Genomic DNA, 20,729 nt, shown 5'->3' with positions numbered 1-20,729 from the left:
GGGGGACGCGCCACATGCTCTACAATCTGCTTTTCCCGCTGGCCGACGATTTCCAGGTCTTCAACCTGTTCCGCTACCTGACCTTCAGGACCGGCGGAGCGGTGATCACCGCGCTGCTGGTGAGTTTCATCGTCGGGCCGCGCTTCATTGCCTGGCTGAAGTCCCGACCGCGCTACAATCAGCCGATCCGCGATGACGGGCCGGCCAGCCACCTGATCACGAAGCAGGGCACGCCGACCATGGGCGGATTCCTGATCCTGCTTGCGGTGACCATCGCGACCCTGCTCTGGGCCGACCTGACGAACGGCTACGTGTGGATCGTCATGTTCGTGACGCTGAGTTTCGGCGCCATCGGCTTCATGGACGACTTCGCCAAGGTGACCGGAGCCTCCAGCCGGGGCCTGCGCGGCAAGACCAAGCTGGCCGTGGAGTTCGCCATCTGCCTCGTTGCCGTGCTCTGGCTCGGCGCGATCTCGCCTGATTCCCTGGAGAACCGGCTGGCGCTGCCGTTCCTGAAGGATGTGCTGCTGGACCTCGGCTGGTTCTTCGTACCCTTCGCCATGTTCGTGATCGTGGGGTCATCGAACGCCGTCAACCTGACAGACGGCCTCGACGGTCTGGCCATCGTGCCGGTCATGATCGCCGCCGGAACCTTTGCGCTGATCACCTATGTCACCGGCAACTCGATCTTCGCGGGCTACCTGCAGATCCAGTACATCGCCGGTGCCGGCGAACTCGCCGTCCTTTGCGGTGCGCTGGTCGGTGCCGCGCTCGGGTTCCTGTGGTTCAACGCCCCGCCGGCCATGGTCTTCATGGGCGATACCGGTTCGCTGGCACTGGGTGGCGCGCTCGGTTCCATCGCCGTGGTGGTGAAGCATGAACTGGTGCTGGCCATCGTCGGCGGCCTGTTCGTGCTGGAGGCGGTCTCGGTGATCGTGCAGGTCGCCAGCTTCAAGACCACGGGCAAGCGGGTGTTCCGCATGGCCCCGCTGCATCACCACTTCGAGCAGAAGGGCTGGCAGGAGCCCACCATCGTCATCCGGTTCTGGATCATCGCCTTCATTCTGGCGCTGGTCGGCCTCGCCACGCTGAAGCTGAGGTAGGCCGATGATCCCGCTCACCATTTGCAAGGACAAGACCCTGTTCGTGCTGGGGCTCGCGCGCAGCGGGCGGGCAGTGGTTGCCGCCGCTCTGGCCGGCGGTGCCCGTGTCCTGGCCTGGGATGACACTGCGGACGCCCGCGCAAGGGTCAGCAGCGTGGAGATGGTCGCCCCGGACAAGGCCGGCTGGTCGGCAATCGACATGCTCGTGCTGGCGCCGGGCATCCCGTTGACCCATCCGAAGCCGCATCCCGCGGTCGTCGCCGCGACGGATGCCGGGGTGGAAGTCATCGGCGATGTGGAGCTGTTCGTGCGGCAGATGCCGGATGCGCGGATCGTTGCCGTGACCGGGACCAACGGCAAGTCCACGACCACCGCAATGATCGGACATGTGCTGCAGTCAGCGGGCCTCGACGCGGCCATCGCGGGAAACATCGGCGTGCCCGTGCTGGAACTGGCGCCGGGAACGCCGGACCGCGTGCACGTGCTGGAACTGTCGTCCTACCAGATCGACCTGACCCCCTCGATCCGGCCCGAGGTCGGTATCCTGCTGAACATCACCCCGGACCATCTGGACCGACATGGCGGCATGGCCGGATACGTGAATGCGAAGCGCAAGCTGTTTGCCCGCATGGACAGCGGCTGTACTGCCGTGATCGGCATCGATGACCGCTATGGCCGTGATCTGGTCGATACCCTCTCACAGGTCCAGGGCCTGAAGATATGTCCGATTGCCGTCGGACGCCCCCGTCCCGGCTCCGTCTATGTGCTTGAGGGTCGTGCCTTTGCCGACGGCCTTAGCATCATCGACCTGAACGGCCATCCCACCCTGCCCGGAAAGCACAATCACCAGAATGTGGCGGCGGCCATTGCCGCCTGTCAGGCGCTCGGCCTTGGTGCCGCGAAGATCGCGGCGGGTATCGGCAGTTTCCCGGGCCTGCCGCATCGCATCGAGCGGCTGGGCGAACGCGGTGGCGTCAGCTTCTACAATGACTCCAAGGCGACCAACCCCGAGGCTGCGGCGCGGGCGCTCGCTTCCTTCGAGCGGATCTACTGGATCGCGGGTGGCGTGCCGAAGGATGGCCCGCTCGCGCCCGTGCTGCCGTTCCTTGATCGCGTGGCCAGAACCTATCTGATCGGCGCGGCGGAAGCGCGGTTTGCGGTCGAGCTTTCCGGTCGCACCGACTGCGTGCCGAGCGGCACGCTGGCGCGCGCTGTGGCTCAGGCGACCAGCGATGCCGAGGCGGCCGGTGGCGGTGTCGTGCTGCTGTCCCCCGCCTGCGCCAGCTTCGACCAGTTCACGGACTTCGAGGCGCGCGGTGATGCATTCCGCGCCCTGGTGGCCGACCTGCTGAGCGCGGAGGTCGTGTCATGATCGGCTTCGGGCGCACGGATACATCGACCCTGGGCCGCTGGTGGTGGACGGTGGACCGCTTCACCCTCGTGGCTTTCCTGCTGCTGATCGCGCTGGGCATCACCCTGACGCTCGCCGCGGGACCGGCTACGGCGCTGCGCAACAACCTGGAACACTTCCACTTCGTGAAGCGCCAGCTCACCTATGTCGGCCCGGCCCTGATCTGCCTGATCGGACTGTCGATCCTGAGCGTGGAGACCATCCGACGTTACGCCATCGCCCTGTTCGGGCTTGTCCTGCTGGCCACGCTGTCGACCCATGTCATCGGGCATGAGGTCAATGGCGCTTCCCGCTGGCTGCGTCTCGGCCCCCTGTCGGTGCAGCCTTCCGAGTTCCTGAAGCCGACCTTCATCATCGTCTCGGCCTGGCTGATGGCGGCGGGACGGCGTGACCCGACGCTGCCCGGTGTCGGGGTCTCGGCAGGTCTGTGTGTCACGATCATCGCCATCCTCGCCCTGCAGCCGGACATCGGCATGTCGCTGGTGATCGCCTGTGTCTGGGCGGCGCAGTACTTCGTTGCCGGCATGCCGATGCTGATGGTCGGCGCCTTGCTGGCGCTGGGCGCCGGGGCGATGTTCGGCGCCTATCACATGTTCGACCATGTGCAGTCGCGCTTTGACCGGTTCCTGGATCCCGCGGCGGAGAACTATCAGGTCCGCCGCGCCATGGAGGCTTTCGAGGCCGGGGGGCTGACCGGGCGCGGGCCGGGGCAGGGGGAGGTCAAGTACCTGCTGCCCGACGGCCATACGGATTTCATCTTTGCCGTCGCGGCAGAGGAATTCGGTGCCATCGCCTGCATCCTCGGCATCCTGCTGTTCGCGCTGATCGTGGTGCGGGGCCTGTTCCGCATGCGGGGGGAGGGCGACCTGTTCATTGTCCTTTCCTGCACCGGTTTCCTGACGCTGTTCGGACTTCAGGCAGCGGTGAACATCGGGGTGAACCTGAATCTTCTGCCGACGAAGGGCATGACACTGCCGTTCATCTCCTACGGCGGATCATCCCTGCTTGCGCTGTCGGTTTCGGCGGGCTGTCTGCTCGCCCTGATGCGCCGCCAGACACCAGGCCAGGCACGCGGGGAGGCACGGCGATGACGTCTTCCGCACGCATGGCACCCTTCGTCCTGACCGCTGGCGGCACGGGCGGGCACCTGTTCCCGGCGCAGGCGCTGGCGGAGGAGCTGCTGCGGCGTGGCCGCGATCTGGTCCTGGTCACTGATCTTCGGGCCAGCGGGCTGGCGGAACGCTTCCCCGGTATCGCGGTTCGCGTGATCCGTGCCGCCGCACCGGTGGGCAGCCTGCTTGGCCGTTTTCGCGCGGCGATGTTGCTGGCTCTCGGCGCCATGGATGCCCGCGCGATCCTTCGCGCGCTGCGGCCTGCCGCCGTCGTGGGCTTTGGCGGCTATGCCTCCCTGCCCACGGTCTGGATGGCACAGGCAATGGGTATCCCGAGCATCCTGCATGAACAGAACGCCCATCTGGGCCGGGCCAACCGCAAGCTGGCCCGCCGCGCCAGCGCCATCGCGCTGACGTTCCCCGAAACCCGCGCCGCAACCGGTGAGACCATCGTTGTCGGCAATCCCGTGCGGGCTGCAGTGGCCCGCGTCGGGGAGCTTGCCTATGTCGCGCCCGATCCGCGCGGCACGGCCCCGGTCCGCATCCTTGTCTTCGGTGGCAGCCAGGGCGCGCGCATCTTCTCTGACGTCGTGCCCGATGCGCTGGCCGACATCCCGGCGGGCATGCGCACGCGCCTGCATGTCGTGCAGCAGGCCCGGTCGGAGGATCTGATGCGCGTCCGCGAAGCCTACCAGGCCGCCGGTATCCCGGCGACGGTGGAAACCTTCTTCGATGACATGCCGCGCCTGCTGGCGGAGGCGGATCTGGTCATCGCGCGCGCCGGTGCATCGACGGTGACCGAGCTGGCGGCTGCCGGACGTCCGGCGATCCTGGTGCCCTACCCGCACGCCGCCGACGACCATCAGACGGCAAATGCGGAGGCTGTCCGCGCGGCGGGTGCCGCATGGATGGTGCCGAACGACCGGTTCGACCGGGGCAGTTGCGCCCGTTCCGTCATGGCGCTGCTGGAGGACCCGGCAGCATTGGCCCGCATGGCCGGGGCCGCCCGAAACAGCGCCCGGCTGGACGCGGCAGGCAAGCTCGCTGACCTGGCGGAGCACATTGGCAGCGGGGCGCAGTCATGACCCGCAGCCCCATGAACATCGGCGCGATCCACTTTGTCGGCATCGGCGGCATCGGCATGAGCGGCATCGCCGAGGTGATGCACAATCTCGGCTACGCGGTGCAGGGCAGCGACATCTCGGCCAACGCCAATGTGGAGCGACTGCGCGGCCTCGGGATCAGTGTCGCCATCGGTCATGATGGTGCGAACCTGGGCGATGCGGGGGCGCTTGTGGTGTCCTCGGCGGTGAAGCCGGACAACCCGGAAGTCGTGGCAGCGCGCGCACGGCTGATCCCGGTAGTGCGCCGCGCGGAGATGCTGGCCGAGCTGATGCGCCTGAAATGGTCCGTCGCAGTGGGTGGCACGCACGGCAAGACCACGACGACATCCATGGTTGCGGCGCTGCTGGATCATGCCGGGCTGGACCCGACGGTGATCAACGGCGGCATCATCAACGCCTATGGCACCAACGCGCGGCTGGGTGATGGCGAATGGATGGTGGTGGAGGCCGATGAGTCCGACGGCAGCTTCGTGAAGCTGCCCGCGACCATCGCGGTCGTCACCAACATGGATCCGGAACATCTGGACTACTACAGCGACTTCGACGAGATCCGCGACGCCTTCCTGTCCTTCCTGGAGAACATCCCTTTCTACGGCGCGGCGGTCATGTGCATCGACCACCCGGAGGTCCAGGCGCTGATGGGGAGGATCACCGACCGGCGGGTGATCTCCTACGGGTTCAGTCCGCAGGCCGACGTTCAGGCCCGTAACCTGAGCTTCGATGGCGGTTCCGCACATTTCGACGTGGCCCTGCGCGACCGGCGCAGCGGCAGCGAGAGCGAGATCACGGGCCTGGTCCTGCCGATGCCGGGCCGTCACAACGTGCTCAACAGCCTGGCGGCCATTGCCGTGGCGCGCGAACTTGGTGCCAGCGATACCCTGATCCGGGACGGGCTGGCGGGTTTCGCCGGGGTCAAGCGGCGCTTCACCCGCACGGGCGAAGCCGGCGGCATCACCGTGATCGACGACTATGGCCACCATCCGGTGGAAATCGATGCGGTGCTGAAGGCGGCGCGCAACGCGACCAGCGGTCGTGTCATCGCGGTCGCCCAGCCGCACCGCTACACCCGCCTCGCCGCCCTGTTCGAGGATTTCTGCACCTGTTTCAATGATGCGGACACGGTGATCGTCACCGACGTCTTCCCGGCGGGCGAGCAGCCGATCGAGGGCGCGGACAAGGCGGGGCTGGTCGCCGGACTGCGCCAGCGCGGCCATCGCGATGTCCATGCCCTCGGCGCGCCGGAGGATCTGGCCCGCACCGTCGCCGATGTGGCCCGTCCCGGCGATCTGGTTGTCTGCCTGGGTGCCGGCAGCATCTCGCTCTGGGCCAACGCCCTGCCGGAAGCCCTGCGTGCGCTGCAGGGGGGAGGGCAATGAACGACATGACCCCGATCCCCCGCAACGACCTGATCAGCCGACTGCCCGACGTCCGGGGCAGCTACACCGCCGATGCGCCCCTGAGTGCGCTCACCTGGTTCCGTGTCGGCGGCCCGGCGGAGGTGCTGTTCCGCCCCGCCGATCAGGCCGATCTGATGGCATTCCTGGCGGCGAAACCGACTGATGTGCCGGTGACGGTGATTGGTGTCGGTTCCAACCTGCTGGTGCGCGACGGCGGTGTGCCGGGCGTGGTGATCCGCCTCGGACGTGGTTTCAGCGATTTCGAGGTGATCCGCTCGGAAGGAACAGTCGCGATCCGTGCGGGCGCCGGCCTAAGCGACGTGAACCTGTCGATGAAGGCCCGCGATGCCGGTCTCTCTGGCCTCGAGTTCCTGCGTGGCGTGCCGGGCACGGTGGGTGGCGCGCTGCGCATGAATGCCGGGGCCTACGGGGCGGAAGTGAAGGATGTTCTGGTCTCCGCGCGCTGGATCGACGCTGCCGGGGAAATGCAGGAATCGTCGGTGACGGAGCTTGGCTTCGGCTACCGGCATTGTGCGGCGCCCTCGGACGCGATCTTCGTGGATGCGCTGTTCCGGACCGTTCCCGGAAAGCGTGAAAACATCGATGCGCGCATGAAGGAAATCAGTGCCGCCCGCAATCTCAGCCAGCCGGTGAAGTCCAGCACGGGCGGTTCCACCTTCGCCAACCCGCCGGGTGCCAAGGCCTGGGAACTGATCGATGCGGCCGGTTGCCGGGGCCTGGTGGTGGGCGATGCACAGGTTTCGGAGCAGCACTGCAACTTCCTGATCAACCGGGGCAATGCAACTGCTGCGGACCTCGAGACTCTGGGCGAGACCGTGCGCCGCCGGGTGGCTGAAACATCCGGTGTGGAACTGCACTGGGAGATCCGACGCATCGGTGTCGGTCCGGGGGGCAGCGCATGAAACATGTTGCAGTCCTGATGGGTGGCTGGTCGGTCGAACGCGAGGTCTCGCTGGTCACAGGTGCGGCCTGTGCGGATGCGCTCGAAGCCTGCGGGTTCAGGGTCACGCGCATCGACGTGGACCGGAACCTGGCGACACGGCTGACCGAAGTTCGCCCGGACGTGGTCTTCAATGCGCTGCATGGCCGCTTCGGAGAGGACGGAACGGTGCAGGGCATGCTGGAGATGATGGGTATTCCCTATACCCACTCCGGTGTTCTGGCGTCGGCCATTGCCATCAACAAGCCCGCTGCCAAGGCGCTGTTCCGTGAGGCCGGAATCCCGACGCCGGATGGCGAGGTGCTGACCCGTCGTGCCCTGGCCGCGCGCTCGGACTGGCAGGCCCCGCTGGTCATCAAGCCGATCAATGAAGGCTCCTCGGTCGGTGTCGACATCATTCTGGAGGGCGACAACATCCCGCCGCTGGAAACCGGCGACCCGGAGGCGCCGGTGCTGGTGGAACGCTACATCCCGGGGCGCGAGGTCCAGGTGGCCGTGGCCTTTGACGAGGTGCTGGGTGCCATCGAGATCCTGTCGCCGGGGCGCTTCTATGACTACGAGGCCAAGTATGCGCCCGGCGGGTCGCGTCACGTGATGCCCGCACCGCTTCCGGAGGCCGACTATAGCGCCGCCTGCGAGATCTCATTGCTGGCGCACCGGTTGCTGGGCTGCCGCGGCATCACCCGTTCCGACCTGCGCTATGACGATACCGGGGAGGGGCCGGCAAAACTGTTCCTGCTGGAAGTGAACACCCAGCCTGGCATGACACCCACATCACTGGCGCCCGAGATCGCACTGCACCAGGGCATCGACTTCGAGACGCTGTGTACCCGACTGGTGGAGGATGCATCATGCGATCGCTGACCGCGAAGGCCGCCGAGCGTCCCCTGCAGGAGACCAAGACCGCGAAGGCAAACCGCAGGTCCGGGAAGCAGCAGCGCACCATGCCGCGGCGGGAGCGCCGCCGCCGGGTCTGGAGCTGGATCGCCGTCGCCCTGATGATCGGCGTCATTGGCGCGACCTTCCATGCGGTGCGGCAAGGCTGGCACGCACAGGCCTTCATCGCTCTGGGGGAGATGGTCGACGACGGTTATCGCGTCGTGGGTCTGACGGTGGAAGAGGTTACCCTGACGGGGCGTGACAAGGCGGGCATGAATGCCCTGCGTCGCGCCCTGGATGTGGAAGTCGGGACCCCGATCCTGCGCCTCGACCTGGATGAGCTTCAGGCCCGTCTGGAAAGCGTTGGCTGGATCGCATCGGCCGAGGTGCAGCGTCACCTGCCGGACCGTCTGCATATCGACATCACCGAACGTGTGGCCTTTGCCCGCTGGCAGCGCGATGGCCGGACCAGCCTGATCGACCGGGATGGGGAGATCATCCTGTCCGACGTCGGTCACCGCTTTGCCTATCTGCCCCGGATTGTCGGCGACGGCGCAAATGTCCGGGCGGCGGAACTGCTGGACCTGCTGGATGGCTCCCCCCGCCTCGCGCGGCAGGTGCAGTCGGCCAGCCTGATCCGGGAACGGCGCTGGGACGTGACCCTGGAGAGCGGCATCACCATCAGCCTGCCGGAGCAGGGCGCGGACGCCGCCTGGCAGCATCTGGATGAACCGAAACACCGCAAGCGACTGCTGGCGGACGACGTTGGCTTCGTGGACATGCGCATACCGGGGCGCGTGATCGTGCGGGGCAGGGACAGTGGCGGCGATCAGAAGCCGCAGGAACAGGAGACCTGATCATGCAGAGGGCGGATCAGGGTCGAACAGGGGCTGCAGGGTAATGGCGAACGGACGATCCCAGTTCATTGCGGCGCTGGATGTCGGGTCCAGCAAGATCAGCTGTGCCGTGGCACAGCCGCTGGATGACGGCTATCGCGTGCTTGGTGCGGCGTCGCGCCGTGCGGAGGGTTTGCGCCGTGGCGTGATCACCGACATGGATGCGGCGGAGGCCGCGATCCGCGATGTGGTGGATCAGGCGGAGCAGCGCGCAGGCGTGGCGGTGGATGATGTCTTCGTCTCCCTCTCCGGCGGCATGCCGTCCAGTCATGTGGCGGAGGTGGAGATCGCCGCCCCCGACCGGCCGATCACGGATCAGGACGTGCGGCGGCTGCTGCAGCTTGCGGGCACGCGGGAGGAGCAGGGAGAGCGCTCCGTCCTGCACGCAATTCCGGTCGGCTTCGCGCTGGACGGAGAGACAGGTATCCAGGACCCGCGCGGCATGGTGGGGCGGCGGCTGAGTGCGCGGGTGCACCTGCTTTCCGCCGCACAAGGCGCGCAGCGGAACCTGAAGATGTGCATCGAGCGGTGCCTGCTGCGCCCGGTCGATCTGGTCGCGGCCCCCTATGCCGCCGGACTTGGCTGTCTGAGCTGGGATGCCCGTGATCTCGGCTCCGTCGTCATCGATCTGGGCGCGGGCGTGACCAAGATCGGCATCTTCCGCAACGGCACGCTGATCTTCGCCGACGCGATCCCCATCGGCAGTGCGCATATCACCAACGACATCGCCTCCATTCCCGGGCTGACGCTGGCCTTCGCCGAACGGCTGAAGACCCGCCATGGCAGCCTGTTCGTCGGTCCCAACGACGACGATGTGACCGTCGCGCTGCCATCCTTCGTGGAGGGCTGGACGGACGGCACAGGGCAGATGGCCCTGTCGCTGCTGACCGGTGTGATCCGCCCGCGGGTGGAGGAGATCTTCGAAACCGTGCGGGACATCATCGATTCCTCGGGTCATGCGGCAATCGCCGGGCGCAACGTCGTCCTGACGGGCGGCGGCAGCCTGCTGACCGGCATCGACGCCGTCGCGCGCGACATTCTCGACCGGCCCGTCAGCCTGGGTCGTCCGATTGGTCTGGCCGGTCTGAAGAAGGACATGTCCGGACCTGATTTCACAACGCTGGCAGGCACCATCGCCTTCGCCGAGCGTCGTCTCGAAGCACGTCATGCGGTTGACGTGCCAGCCACCCTTCCTGGCCGTGTCGGGCGGATTGTCCGCCTGGGTCGTTGGCTCAGGGAGAACTTCTGATGTTTGCGTTCCATGAGGCCCCCTCGCGTCGGAACGCCGGAAAGGGTGAGTCCGTCAACAACACCCAAGCCCGGAGCACCGCACATACCAGGCATTCCCCACTGAAACCGTCTGTCGGGCATACATAAGGAGGCATCGACATGGCCATTAACCTGACCAATCCTGAACTCACCGAGATGCTGCCACGCATCGTGGTATTTGGCGTCGGTGGCGCCGGCGGCAATGCCGTCAACAACATGATCGAATCGGAGCTGCAGGGTGTGGAGTTCGTCGCCGCGAACACCGACGCCCAGGCACTCGCCAAGTCCAAGACGACCAACCGCATCCAGCTTGGTGCCGGTCTGACGCAGGGACTGGGCGCGGGCGCGCAGCCGGACGTCGGCCGTCAGGCCGCCGAGGAGGCCATGCCGCTGATCCTGGAGTATCTGGAAGGCGCGCACATGTGCTTCATCACCGCCGGAATGGGTGGTGGTACGGGCACGGGCGCGGCACCGGTGATCGCCCGCGTCGCGCGGGAGCATGGCGTGCTGACCGTCGGTGTCGTCACCAAGCCGTTCCAGTTCGAGGGCAAGCGCCGTCTGGCCATTGCCGACGCGGGTGTGCGTGAGCTGCAGTCGAGCGTCGACACGCTGATCGTCATCCCGAACCAGAACCTGTTCAAGGTCGCGACCGACAAGACGACCTTCGCGGATGCCTTCAAGATCGCTGACGAGGTGCTGCACTCCGGTGTCCGCTCCATCACCGATCTGATGGTGGAACCGGGCCTGATCAACCTCGACTTCGCCGATGTCCGCACCGTCATGAACGAGATGGGCAAGGCGATGATGGGTACGGGCGAGGCCGAGGGCGAGGATCGTGCGCAGGCCGCGGCCTCTGCCGCAATCGCCAACCCGCTGCTGGAGGACATGTCGCTGAGCACCGCACAGGGTGTTCTGGTCAATGTGACCGGTGGCATGGATCTGACCCTGCACGAGGTCGACGAGGCCGCGAACCTGATCCGCGAGGAAGTTGACGAGGACGCCAACATCATCATCGGCTCCATCCTCGACCCGTCGCTGGACGGCAAGATGCGCGTCTCCATCGTCGCCACCGGCATCGACGTGATGCAGGCAGAGAAGGCGGTACCCCAGGGCTTCACCCCGCGTGTCGTTGCCACGGCGGATCGTTCCGTCACCGCACCGGCTGAACTGACGGCGAGCCGCCCGATGTCGGGTGGGACGATCCCGTCCGGCGGCAATTTCGCCACGGCGCGCAAGCTCGAGCCGGAAATGGAGATGGAAACCGATCTCGACGCCGAGGAAGCCGTCGGCACCGCTGAAACCCAGCCGGTTGTCGACGACGTCGCTGATCACGACATCTTCCAGGCACCGGTCGAGGAGAAGGTCGAGGCAAAGGGTGTGACGGAGCGGACCTACGAGATTCCGTCCTATCCGGCGCGTTCGGCCCCGGAACCGCGGCACATTCCGGCCTCCGAGAGCGGGCTGGATGATGGCTTCCTGGCACCGTCCGCACAGACGGCGCGGACCATCGACACCGCACCGCCCGCACCTGTGACGCAGGCCCCGGCGGAGGAAAAGCCGACGGGTGCACGCCGGTTCCTGAACCGGCTGCGGGGCAAGTCCCGGTCCGCCGACGAGACCCAGACCAATGCCCAGCCGAAGCGTCCGCTGTTCCCGAACCGGGGCAGTGAACAGGCATCCGAGGCCGAGCGGGCGGAGCCCATGCTTTCAGGACTGTCCCTGCCTGAGGCGGAGCCGCGGAAATCCGCGGGTTCCGAGGATGACCTGGACATTCCGGCCTTCCTGCGCAGGCAGGCGAACTGAGCGTTCGCCGTGCCTGACGGAAAGGGTAACAGTGGGTAACAAAGAGTGACTTGAGCGCTGTCAGGGCGATTCATATAACCCCTGACAGCGCCTTATCTTTCATTGATTCGTTTGTCTGTTTAACGGGTCGGGGAAGGGCGGGTGGATGCTGACCGGCACAGGGCCGGTGTGGGGAGTGGCATCGAACTCATTTGTCGGCGGGGAGCCGACTGTCCAGAGGGGACATCGCGTGAGCCTGCAACGGACCATCGCACGACGCGTCGAACGCCACGGAACAGCGCTGCACTCGGGGCTGGACGTGACGATTGCCTTTTCGCCTGCCGAGCCGGGGACTGGTATTGTCTTCCGCCGCTCCGACATGGACGGAAACGCCGCGCTGATCCCCGCACGCCATGACCATGTTGCCGATACGCGGCTCTGCACGGTCATCGCCAACGCCCATGGTGCCAGTGTGGCGACCATCGAACACGTCATGGCGGCCCTGTCCGGCAAGGGCGTGGACAATGTCATCGTTGATGTTTCAGGCGCCGAGACACCTGTCATGGACGGCAGTGCCGGTCCTTTCGTGGAGATGATCCGTGAAGCCGGTATCGTCGAACAGAATGCGCCGCGCCGCGTGCTGCGGGTGCTGAAGGAAGTGCGCGTCGGTGAAGGCGACTACTGGGCCCGCCTGACGCCGTCGGAGGAGTTCCGTCTCAGCTTCAACATCGCCTTCGACAATCCGCTGCTGGCCAGCCAGTCGACGCAGTTCCATCCCGACTTCGGCGATTTCGAAGAGGACATTGCGCCCGCACGGACGTTCTGCCTGTTCGAGGAGATCGAGAAGATGCGGTCCATGGGCCTTGCCCGTGGCGGCTCCCTCGACAATGCGGTCGTTGTCCAGGGCGACAAGGTCCTGAATCCGGAAGGCCTGCGTTTCGGTGACGAGAGCGTGCGGCACAAGCTGCTGGACGCCATCGGCGACCTGCGTACCGCAGGCTACCAGATCATCGGCCACTACCATGGTGAGCGGGCCGGTCATGCGCTGAACAACAAGCTGCTGCATGCATTGTTCGCGGACCCGACCGCCTATGTCATCGAGAATGCGGTCTCCACGGACTGGGACGACGTCCGCATTGCGGACGCCGCCGACTGAAAGGCTGCTGACCGTCAGGTCTGATGCCTGACTTCAGGACGTGCTTTCCGTCTCGCTGGCCTGCGGCCAGTAGGTTCCGAAATTCCAGTACAGCCCCTCCAGATCGCGGCAGGAGAATTCCCTGCTGCCATAGTCCGTGTCCTCGACCGGCCTTGGAACCTCCACACCTGATGCGATGACCCTGGCGCAGAGTGCGTCTGCATCATCGATGGCGATGTAGACGGACGTCCCGTCGCCTGCGGCAGGTCCGGGCTGCCCAACGGCCTGGCCGAATTCGTCATCACGGGCGCTGCCAACCATGATCAGCGCCGAACCCAGGGCAAGCTGGGCATGGGCAATGCCGCCCTGGCCGTCTTCCACGACGAAATGGCGCCGGAAGCCGATCACGTCCACCAGCCAGTCGATCATGGCCGGGCAGTTGCGATAGCGGCGGGTGAGGTAGATGCGTGGTGGTTCGATGGGGGCGTCGGCCATTTGCGGTCCTCCTGTCCAATGGTTCGGACCGGCATGATGACAAGTGCCCGGGCAGGCGGATTGAACAAATGTGACCTGCTCAGACCTGCCCCGGTGTCGTCCCCGCCATGCGCGCGAACTCCCGCGTCAGATGGGCCTGATCGGCGTACCCGGTCCCGTGCGCAATGGCGGCCACATTGTCCGATCCGTCCTGAAGCTGCTGCAGTGCATTCTCGAATCTGACAATGCGGGCATAGGCCTTCGGAGCAATGCCGACCTCGGCGGAGAAACGCCGGGTCAGATGCTCCCTGCTGATATCCAGTTCTTGCGCCAGTCGGCTGATCCGGGCCGTACCGGCGCTGGCCTCGATCGCCCGCAATGCCTGCATGACAGCCGCACTCTGCCGCGCTCCCGGCAGGATACGCTCGCGCAGGAACTGCTCCAGGATGCGGAACCGTTCCGGCCAGTTGCCGCAGAGCGCGAGCCTTTCCACGATGTCGCGGCCATCCTGCCCCAGCAGATCCGCCAGACTGACCACCTGCCCCGTGATCTCCGTCAGCGGGATGCGGAAGAATGCGCGTGCACCCGCAGGCGTGAAGTCCACCTGCACGCAATGCACCGGGCCGACGGAGCGCACGACGGTGAACCGGTCGATCAGACCGGCGGTGAACGTGTGGTGGGCGGCTTCCGCGCCTGGCCTGTGCCCGGCATGGATCAGATAAGGGTCAGCGAAGTTGATGATCAGCGGCAGGAAGGTGGTGGCCGGCATCCGGTGGGTGAAAGGTGGTGCAGCCATGTCGGCGAACCCGGCCCATCGGACCAGAAACGGTCGCAGGTCGGCGGGCAGGGGCGGGCAGGTCTCGTCGCCTGCTGGCTGATCGGGCATGTCCATGCACGCATCATGTCACCGATACCGACCCGGGTCAGCCTGAACGCTGGACGGCGGATCGGGGATGGCTATCGTTGCAGCAGAGAGAAACTTCACCCTGGGGAGGATGAACATCGTGCGACAGATCCCGACGACGCTGGCGGAAGTCGAGGAGGTCGAGCAGACCCCCTGGCAGGACAGGCTGATGGCGGAGAACGTCTACGCGGCAATCGCGAAGTCGGCGAACGCCTGGCCCGACCGGCCTGCCATCCATTTTCTGGCGCACGGGCAGCTGGATGACGAACCCCAGACGATCCTGTATCGCGACCTGCTGGCCCGCATCACGGCCACCGCCAACCTGCTGCGTGATCTCGGGATCGGCGATACGGATGTCGTGACCCTGCTGATGCCGATCATCCCGGAGACGCAGTATTTCCTCTGGGGTTCGGAAACAGCGGGCATCGCGAACCCGGTGAACCCCTTCCTGGAAGTCGATCATATCGTCGGCATCTGCAAGGCGGCGGGGACGAAGGTTCTGGTCGCCTGCGATCCGTCCATCAGCCCCGATCCCTGGCCCAAGGCGGAAGCGGTGAAGGCGGCCCTGCCGCATATCACGCTGATCCGGGTCGGTGGCCCGGCTGCAAGCACACCCGATGTCGTTTCCTACGAGGAGGCGATCAAGGGTGTCGCGGACGACCGGCTGACGTTCGATCGCGACTTCCATCTGGACGACGTCGCCGCCTACTTCCACACTGGGGGCACCACCGGGGTGCCGAAGCTGGCGCGCCACACGCAGAAGGGCCTGATGCTGCACAGCTGGACCTTCGGCAACTGCATGCCGGACCCGACCGACAGCAGTCACGGGCCGCAGCATTATCCCCTGGGCATTCCGCTGTTTCATGTCGGTGGCGGCACCTGCTACAGCCTGATGCCGTTTGTCTGGGGCCGGACGGTGACCATGCTGGGGGCGGAGGGGTATCGCAACCCGAACTCCCTGCGCGATTTCTACGCCAACTGCGCGCGCCTCGGCTGGACCAAGATCCCCATCGTGCCGACGGTCTGGTCGATGCTGCTGCAGATGCCGGTCGGAGATCATGATCTCAGTCGGGTGCAGTTCGGCGGCGTCGGCGGTTCGACACTCTCCGTCGAGGTTGCCAATGCGGCGATGAAGAAGCTGGGCATTCCGCTGGTCGAGGGCTGGGGCATGACGGAGACCCACGGCTTTGCGACGATCAATCCCTATCTGGGGGACATTCGCGTCGGCTCCGTGGGGCTGCGGCAGCCCTACATGCAGTTGCGCATCGTCGAACCGGACGGCAAGGGCGGTATCGCGCGGGATTGTGGCACGGACGAGATCGGTCTGGTGGTGGTGCGTGGTCCGCAGGTCTTCGGCGGTTATCTGGATGAAGTCCATGACTCGAAGGCCTGGCTGGGCGGGGACCGCCACAGCGGCTGGTTCGATACCGGGGACCTGGGCCGGATGGACGCGGATGGCTACGTCTGGCTGACCGGACGGGCCAAGGATCTGATCATTCGCGGCGGCCACAATATCGATCCGGCAACCATCGAGGACGTGCTGTACCAGCATCCGGCGGTGGAACTGGCGGCTGCGGTCGGACGCCCGGACAAGCGCGTTGGTGAGATTCCCGTGGCCTATGTCCAGTTCGGTGCCGGCAAGACCGAGACCGTGGACAATCTGAAAGCCTTTGTTGCCGAACGCATTCCGGAGCGTGCCGCGAACCCGGTCGAGATCATCGCGATGACCGAGATGCCGCTGACCGGCGTCGGCAAGATCTTCAAGCCGCAACTGCGGCTGGACGCGGCGCGACGGGTCTATGAACGGGAGTTCGCGCCGCTGGCGAAGGAGATGCAGGTCGAGATCGCCATCGACGTCCGCACCGACAAGCTTCATGGCACGCTGGCAACCGCGACTATTTCCGGCGAGGGCGACAGGGAGGCCGCCGCAGCGAAGGTGAGGGAAGCCATGGGGGCCTACGAGATCCGTGCCGAGGTCACTGTCGCCGACGGCTGAATGGCAGGGGGCGTCGCGAACGAAACAGCCAGTGTTCGCGTCGGAGCATTCCGCGCTGACCGCAATGGGCTGATCATCGCCTGATCAGGGATCAGGAGGTTACGATGGACAGCCCGCGTGGACGCAATCTTGTCGATGACAGCCTGGTCGCCGCCCTGCGTCACGTGGCGGACCGCGCCAATACGACCGCGGCCCTGCCCAACGAAGCCTATACCGACGCGCGGACGCTGGCGGCGGAAGCGGACGCGGTTCTGCGTCAAGCCTGGATCGGCATCGCGTTCGAGGCGGACGTTCCCCGGCCCGGTACGGTCTTTCCCGTCGATCTGACCGACACGCCACTGCTGCTGGTGCGCGACAGGGACGGCGTGGTGCGCGTGTTTCACAATGTCTGCCGTCATCGCGGCATGAAGCTGGTGGTGGAGCCGGGCCGCACCGGCCGCGTGATCCGCTGCCCCTATCACTCCTGGTGCTACAGGCTGGATGGCAGTCTTGACCGGACACCGCATGTGGGTGGCGTGGGCCAGGATACCCATGCCGACCTGGACCCGACGAGACTGGGCCTGATCGAGGTGCGGTCGGCGGTCTGGTTCGGCACGGTCTTCGTCGATCTGTCCGGCACTGCCCCCGCCTTCGATGCAGCCAGGTCCGGCCTGCAGGCGCGCTGGTCCGCGTTCGCCGACGCGGATTTCCGCAGCGGTGGCGCGGACAGTACCTTCGATATGGTGCTGAACGCCAACTGGAAGCTGGCGGTGGAGAATTATCTGGAGAGCTATCACCTGCCGTCCGTGCACCCTGCCCTGAACAGCTATTCCCGGATCGAGGATCATGAGTTGCTGGTGGGCGATGATGGCTTTGCCGGGCAGATCAGTCTGGTCTATCGACCGGTGCTGGACGCGGACGGGCTGGGCTTCCCCAAGGTGGGGGGACTCGGCGAATACTGGCAGACCCGCGGGGAGTATGTCGCGCTGTATCCCAACCTGCTGCTCGGGGTGCATTCCGACCACTGGTTCTCCATCCTGTTGCTGCCGGACGGCCCGGAGCGTACCCAGGAGCGCATCCGTATCGGCTATTTCTCTGAGGATGCCGCAACCGGGGTGGACTATGCGGCGCTGCGTGAAGCCAACACCCGCCTCTGGCAGGTCGTGTTCGGGGAGGACATCTCTCCCGTGGAACGGATGCAGGCGGGACGCCATTCACCGGCGTTCGATGGGGGTGTCCTGACGCCGGTCCTTGAGACCACGACGCGCGACTTTCATGCCTGGATGGCGGACCGGTTGCTGAACCACTGGGCATCCGGCGGGCATCGCTCAGCCCTACCGCACGACTGACATACCCGCGTTTGTTCCATATCACGCTTTGCCAAAGTGATGTGATGCAGTTACATTAATCAGTAACAGGCATCGGGACACGATGCCTGCTTTCCTGGGGAGGAGGGCATCATGGCAGCAGGCATGACGGTCTCACCGGTGACTCCGATCATCGGTGCGGAAGTCAGCGGGGTGGATCTGGCAAACATCGACGATGACGGGTTCTCTGCTCTCCGGAAGGCATTCCTGGATCACAGCGTGCTGTTCTTCCGGGACCAGGATATCAGCATCGATGCCCACAAGGCGCTTGGCCTCCGGTTCGGTGACCTGCACATTCATCCGGCCGCGAACGACTACAACGACGGGGTGAAGGATCATCCCGAAATCCTGGTCATCCATGCGGACGAGAAGACCACACGGACGGCGGGCGACAGCTGGCATTCGGATGTTTCCTGCGATGCCGAGCCGCCGATGATGAGCATCCTGCGTCTGCACACGCTGCCGCCGCTGGGGGGCGACACGCTTTTCGCCAGCATGTACGCCGCCTATGACGCGCTGTCGGACCCGATGAAGCGGTTGCTCGACGGGCTGACCGCGACCCATGACGGCGGTCCCAACTATCGCGACCGTGCCGGGCGCCAGGGTGTCGATACCTCGGCCAAGGCCTATCCGGCTTCTTCGCACCCGATCGTGCGGACCCATCCGGAGACGGGCCGCAAGGCGCTCTACGTCAATCGTGCCTTCACCACCCATGTGGACGGTGTGCCTAAGGACGAGAGCAACGCCATCCTCGGCTTCCTGTTCAACCACATCGAGAAGGCGCAGTTCCAGTGCCGGTTCCGCTGGCAGCCGAACTCGGTCGCCATGTGGGACAACCGCTGCACCCTGCACCACGCGATGTGGGACTATTTCCCCAATGTCCGGTCCGGTTTCCGGGTCACGGTCAAGGGCGACCGGCCCGTCTGAGGGGCACAATCACCGTGCCGGCACCGTGCCGGTCCGGCGTTCCAGAAGGAGCACCAGCATGAATGACATGAGCACAGGCTACGCCATCCTGGATGTGCGTCGTACGTCGCCCAACATCGGGGCGGAGGTTCGGGGTGTCGATCTGGCCAACGGGCTGACGGCAGAGGAATTCGCCGAGGTGGAGCGTGCATTCCACGAATATCAGGTGCTGTTCTTCAAGGACCAGTCACGCATTGACCCCGGTGTGCAGGTCGAGATCGGGAAGATGTTCGGGCCGTTGCATTTCCATCCGGCGGCACCGCATCTGGAGGGCTATCCGCCGGTCTTCGTCATCCACGCCCACAAGGATTCGAAGATCGCCAACGGGGAAGGCTGGCACACCGATGTCTCCTGCGATACCGAGCCGCCGCTGGGTACCATGCTGCAGATGCACATCCTGCCAAGCGCCGGCGGCGACACCATGTTCGCCAGCATGTACGGCGCCTATGACACGCTGTCGCCGGCGATGCAGTCCTTCCTGGAGGGGCTGACCGCGACCCACGAGTCGGAGCACATCTATCGCGGGCGATATTCCGACCGGGGCGTGGACGACTCGGACAAGGTCTATCCCTCGGCGGTGCATCCCGTGGTCAGGACCCATCCGGCGACCGGTCGCAAGGCGCTCTATGTCAACGGCGGCTTCACGACGCGGATCAACGAGCTTTCCAAGGCAGAGAGCCGCAACCTGCTCGATTTCCTGTTCCGCCACATGGAGGAGCAGTTGATGGTGACGCGGTTCCACTGGTCGGAGAATGACGTGGCGCTGTGGGACAACCGCTGTGTCCAGCACCGCGCGCTCTGGGACTACTGGCCGGAGGAGCGCAAGGGCCACCGCGTCACGATCAAGGGTGACAGGCCTTTCTTCAAGCCCTGACACGGCAGCACTGAGACCGCACGACACAAACACGGAAACAGGCATCCGCAACAGGCAGGATGCAGGACATGCAAGGGGAGAGAACGAATGAAGGGATTGATCAGGGGGGCGGTGCTCGCCACGACGATGGCTCTGGCAGCCGGGACGGCAAGCGCCGAGGAGATGGTGGCGAAGTTCTCCACCCATTGGGGACCGCAGCATCCGGCCTCCGTTCAGGCCATCAAGTTCATCGACCGGGTGAACGAGCGCCTGAAGGGCAAGCTGCGCATCGACGTGTTCCCGGCGGGCCAGCTCTTCGGCATCCGCGAGATCATGGGCGCGCTGGCCTCCGGTTCCGTGGAGATGGGTGCCGTGGTCGGCATCGTCAGCTTTCCGCCGATCAACCGGAACTACAATGTCACTGCGTTCCCGGGCTATTTCTCCAGCTTCGAGGACCAGCGCAATTTCTTCGAGAACGATCCCAAGGGCAAGGAAGTCTGGGAAAACATCCTGACCCGCACCCGTACTGCGGTGGTTGCCTACAACCCGGTCGGCCCGGCCGCGATCTATTCCTCGGCAAGCAAGCTGGAGACGGTTGCGTCGATGGCTGGCCTGAAGGCCCGTGTGCTGAGCAATGCGGATCGTGCGCGCTGGACGGCGCTGGATGTGGGCAAGATGGTCTCCCTGCCCACGCGTGAGGTCTATACCGGCCTGCAGAATGGCACCATCGATACGGTCTCGACCGTTCCGGGGGCCATCAAGGCCTATAGCTGGTGGGAGCATCTGACCGCGGTGCAGCTGCCGTGGATCTCCTTCGCGGATGCCTACATCATGGCCAACCAGGCCTGGCTGGACCGCCTTCCCGAAGATGTGCGGCAGGTGCTGGCCGAAGAGGGGGCACGGCTGGGCGAGGAATCGACGGCCGACATCATGAAGGCCTCCGCTGCCGTGCATGAGGAGTTCGTGGCCGAACATGGCGGCACTGTCTCCGTGCTTGAGGGGGCAGAACTCGCCAAGCTGCGTGCCCTGGAAGCATCCAAGGTCGAGCCGCTGCTGGCCGAAGAGGTCGATGCGGATGTCTTTGCCGCCCTGAAGGCCTATGCAGCCGGCAAATAGGCTGG

General features: G+C 65.6%; 18 protein-coding genes. 16 read left to right on the top strand and 2 right to left on the bottom strand.

Annotated elements, in window-relative coordinates:
• Positions 1–14: 14 nt before the first annotated feature.
• The 11 genes from mraY (at position 15) to lpxC (ending at position 13,090) form a co-directional block, all read left to right on the top strand.
• A complete protein-coding gene (mraY, locus tag QGV55_RS13365; protein ID WP_281016291.1) occupies positions 15–1,103 on the top strand; it encodes a phospho-N-acetylmuramoyl-pentapeptide-transferase in 1,089 nt (362 codons plus the stop codon).
• Positions 1,104–1,107: 4 nt separating this feature from the next.
• Positions 1,108–2,475, top strand: coding sequence for a UDP-N-acetylmuramoyl-L-alanine--D-glutamate ligase (murD, locus tag QGV55_RS13360; RefSeq protein WP_281016292.1), 1,368 nt, complete (start codon positions 1,108–1,110; stop codon positions 2,473–2,475).
• The gene (locus tag QGV55_RS13355; RefSeq protein WP_281016293.1) at positions 2,472–3,605 is read left to right on the top strand and encodes a putative peptidoglycan glycosyltransferase FtsW; all 1,134 of its coding nucleotides are present in this window, start codon (positions 2,472–2,474) and stop codon (positions 3,603–3,605) included. Before murD ends, QGV55_RS13355 begins: the two co-directional genes overlap by 4 nt.
• The gene (gene murG, locus QGV55_RS13350; protein WP_281016294.1) at positions 3,602–4,711 is read left to right on the top strand and encodes an undecaprenyldiphospho-muramoylpentapeptide beta-N-acetylglucosaminyltransferase; all 1,110 of its coding nucleotides are present in this window, start codon (positions 3,602–3,604) and stop codon (positions 4,709–4,711) included. Before QGV55_RS13355 ends, murG begins: the two co-directional genes overlap by 4 nt.
• Complete coding sequence (gene murC, locus QGV55_RS13345) at positions 4,708–6,126, top strand: UDP-N-acetylmuramate--L-alanine ligase (protein WP_281016295.1); 1,419 nt, start codon at positions 4,708–4,710, stop codon at positions 6,124–6,126. Before murG ends, murC begins: the two co-directional genes overlap by 4 nt.
• 5 nt (positions 6,127–6,131) lie before the next feature.
• Complete coding sequence (gene murB / locus QGV55_RS13340; RefSeq protein ID WP_348637696.1) at positions 6,132–7,070, top strand: UDP-N-acetylmuramate dehydrogenase; 939 nt, start codon at positions 6,132–6,134, stop codon at positions 7,068–7,070.
• Complete coding sequence (locus QGV55_RS13335; RefSeq protein WP_281016297.1) at positions 7,067–7,972, top strand: D-alanine--D-alanine ligase; 906 nt, start codon at positions 7,067–7,069, stop codon at positions 7,970–7,972. The genes murB and QGV55_RS13335 overlap by 4 nt, the downstream gene beginning before the upstream one ends.
• Positions 7,960–8,844 carry a cell division protein FtsQ/DivIB gene (locus tag QGV55_RS13330; protein WP_281016298.1) on the top strand — a complete coding sequence of 295 codons (885 nt, stop codon included), beginning with the start codon at positions 7,960–7,962 and terminating at the stop codon, positions 8,842–8,844. Before QGV55_RS13335 ends, QGV55_RS13330 begins: the two co-directional genes overlap by 13 nt.
• A 43-nt stretch (positions 8,845–8,887) precedes the next feature.
• Entirely contained in the window at positions 8,888–10,132 is a 1,245-nt protein-coding gene (gene ftsA, locus QGV55_RS13325) for a cell division protein FtsA (RefSeq protein WP_281016299.1), read from the top strand.
• A 140-nt stretch (positions 10,133–10,272) separates the two neighbouring features.
• Entirely contained in the window at positions 10,273–11,955 is a 1,683-nt protein-coding gene (gene ftsZ / locus QGV55_RS13320) for a cell division protein FtsZ (protein WP_281016300.1), read from the top strand.
• Between the two features lie 229 nt (positions 11,956–12,184).
• Positions 12,185–13,090 carry a UDP-3-O-acyl-N-acetylglucosamine deacetylase gene (lpxC, locus tag QGV55_RS13315; RefSeq protein WP_281016301.1) on the top strand — a complete coding sequence of 302 codons (906 nt, stop codon included), beginning with the start codon at positions 12,185–12,187 and terminating at the stop codon, positions 13,088–13,090.
• 33 nt (positions 13,091–13,123) lie between these two features.
• Here lpxC and QGV55_RS13310 read toward each other — a convergent pair whose 3' ends face one another.
• Positions 13,124–13,564 (bottom strand): VOC family protein, encoded by a 441-nt coding sequence (locus QGV55_RS13310; RefSeq protein ID WP_281016302.1) that lies wholly within the window; start codon positions 13,562–13,564, stop codon positions 13,124–13,126.
• 79 nt (positions 13,565–13,643) lie between these two features.
• Positions 13,644–14,435, bottom strand: a complete 792-nt coding sequence (locus QGV55_RS13305) for a helix-turn-helix transcriptional regulator (protein ID WP_281016303.1) — start codon at positions 14,433–14,435, stop codon at positions 13,644–13,646.
• 112 nt (positions 14,436–14,547) lie between these two features.
• On the opposite strand from QGV55_RS13305, the gene QGV55_RS13300 reads away from it, so the two are divergent.
• The 5 genes from QGV55_RS13300 to dctP all read left to right on the top strand — a co-directional run bounded on the left by QGV55_RS13300 (position 14,548) and on the right by dctP (position 20,724).
• Positions 14,548–16,443: an acyl-CoA synthetase gene (locus tag QGV55_RS13300; RefSeq protein ID WP_281016304.1), complete on the top strand. Its 1,896-nt coding sequence runs from the start codon at positions 14,548–14,550 to the stop codon at positions 16,441–16,443.
• Between the two features lie 104 nt (positions 16,444–16,547).
• Entirely contained in the window at positions 16,548–17,771 is a 1,224-nt protein-coding gene (locus tag QGV55_RS13295) for an aromatic ring-hydroxylating dioxygenase subunit alpha (RefSeq protein ID WP_281016305.1), read from the top strand.
• Between the two features lie 111 nt (positions 17,772–17,882).
• A complete protein-coding gene (locus tag QGV55_RS13290; protein ID WP_281016306.1) occupies positions 17,883–18,716 on the top strand; it encodes a TauD/TfdA family dioxygenase in 834 nt (277 codons plus the stop codon).
• 58 nt (positions 18,717–18,774) lie between these two features.
• Positions 18,775–19,629: a TauD/TfdA family dioxygenase gene (locus QGV55_RS13285; protein ID WP_281016307.1), complete on the top strand. Its 855-nt coding sequence runs from the start codon at positions 18,775–18,777 to the stop codon at positions 19,627–19,629.
• An 87-nt stretch (positions 19,630–19,716) separates the two neighbouring features.
• Entirely contained in the window at positions 19,717–20,724 is a 1,008-nt protein-coding gene (gene dctP, locus QGV55_RS13280; RefSeq protein ID WP_281016308.1) for a TRAP transporter substrate-binding protein DctP, read from the top strand.
• Positions 20,725–20,729 lie beyond the last annotated feature (5 nt).

The sequence above is a fragment of the Minwuia sp. IMCC3009 genome (assembly GCF_029909415.1).
Lineage (GTDB): Bacteria > Pseudomonadota > Alphaproteobacteria > Minwuiales > Minwuiaceae > Minwuia.
This window is presented reverse-complemented; position numbering and strand designations above follow the sequence as displayed.

Coding starts and splice junctions, on each gene's coding strand:
- murB (WP_348637696.1), top strand. CDS start 6,132: ATGACCCCGATCCCCCGCAACGACCTGATCAGCCGACTGCCCGACGTC.
- QGV55_RS13355 (WP_281016293.1), top strand. CDS start 2,472: ATGATCGGCTTCGGGCGCACGGATACATCGACCCTGGGCCGCTGGTGG.
- QGV55_RS13285 (WP_281016307.1), top strand. CDS start 18,775: ATGAATGACATGAGCACAGGCTACGCCATCCTGGATGTGCGTCGTACG.
- murD (WP_281016292.1), top strand. CDS start 1,108: ATGATCCCGCTCACCATTTGCAAGGACAAGACCCTGTTCGTGCTGGGG.
- QGV55_RS13310 (WP_281016302.1), bottom strand. CDS start 13,564: ATGGCCGACGCCCCCATCGAACCACCACGCATCTACCTCACCCGCCGC.
- QGV55_RS13335 (WP_281016297.1), top strand. CDS start 7,067: ATGAAACATGTTGCAGTCCTGATGGGTGGCTGGTCGGTCGAACGCGAG.
- mraY (WP_281016291.1), top strand. CDS start 15: ATGCTCTACAATCTGCTTTTCCCGCTGGCCGACGATTTCCAGGTCTTC.
- QGV55_RS13305 (WP_281016303.1), bottom strand. CDS start 14,435: ATGGACATGCCCGATCAGCCAGCAGGCGACGAGACCTGCCCGCCCCTG.
- QGV55_RS13295 (WP_281016305.1), top strand. CDS start 16,548: ATGGACAGCCCGCGTGGACGCAATCTTGTCGATGACAGCCTGGTCGCC.
- ftsZ (WP_281016300.1), top strand. CDS start 10,273: ATGGCCATTAACCTGACCAATCCTGAACTCACCGAGATGCTGCCACGC.
- QGV55_RS13290 (WP_281016306.1), top strand. CDS start 17,883: ATGGCAGCAGGCATGACGGTCTCACCGGTGACTCCGATCATCGGTGCG.
- murG (WP_281016294.1), top strand. CDS start 3,602: ATGACGTCTTCCGCACGCATGGCACCCTTCGTCCTGACCGCTGGCGGC.
- murC (WP_281016295.1), top strand. CDS start 4,708: ATGACCCGCAGCCCCATGAACATCGGCGCGATCCACTTTGTCGGCATC.
- dctP (WP_281016308.1), top strand. CDS start 19,717: ATGAAGGGATTGATCAGGGGGGCGGTGCTCGCCACGACGATGGCTCTG.
- ftsA (WP_281016299.1), top strand. CDS start 8,888: ATGGCGAACGGACGATCCCAGTTCATTGCGGCGCTGGATGTCGGGTCC.
- QGV55_RS13330 (WP_281016298.1), top strand. CDS start 7,960: ATGCGATCGCTGACCGCGAAGGCCGCCGAGCGTCCCCTGCAGGAGACC.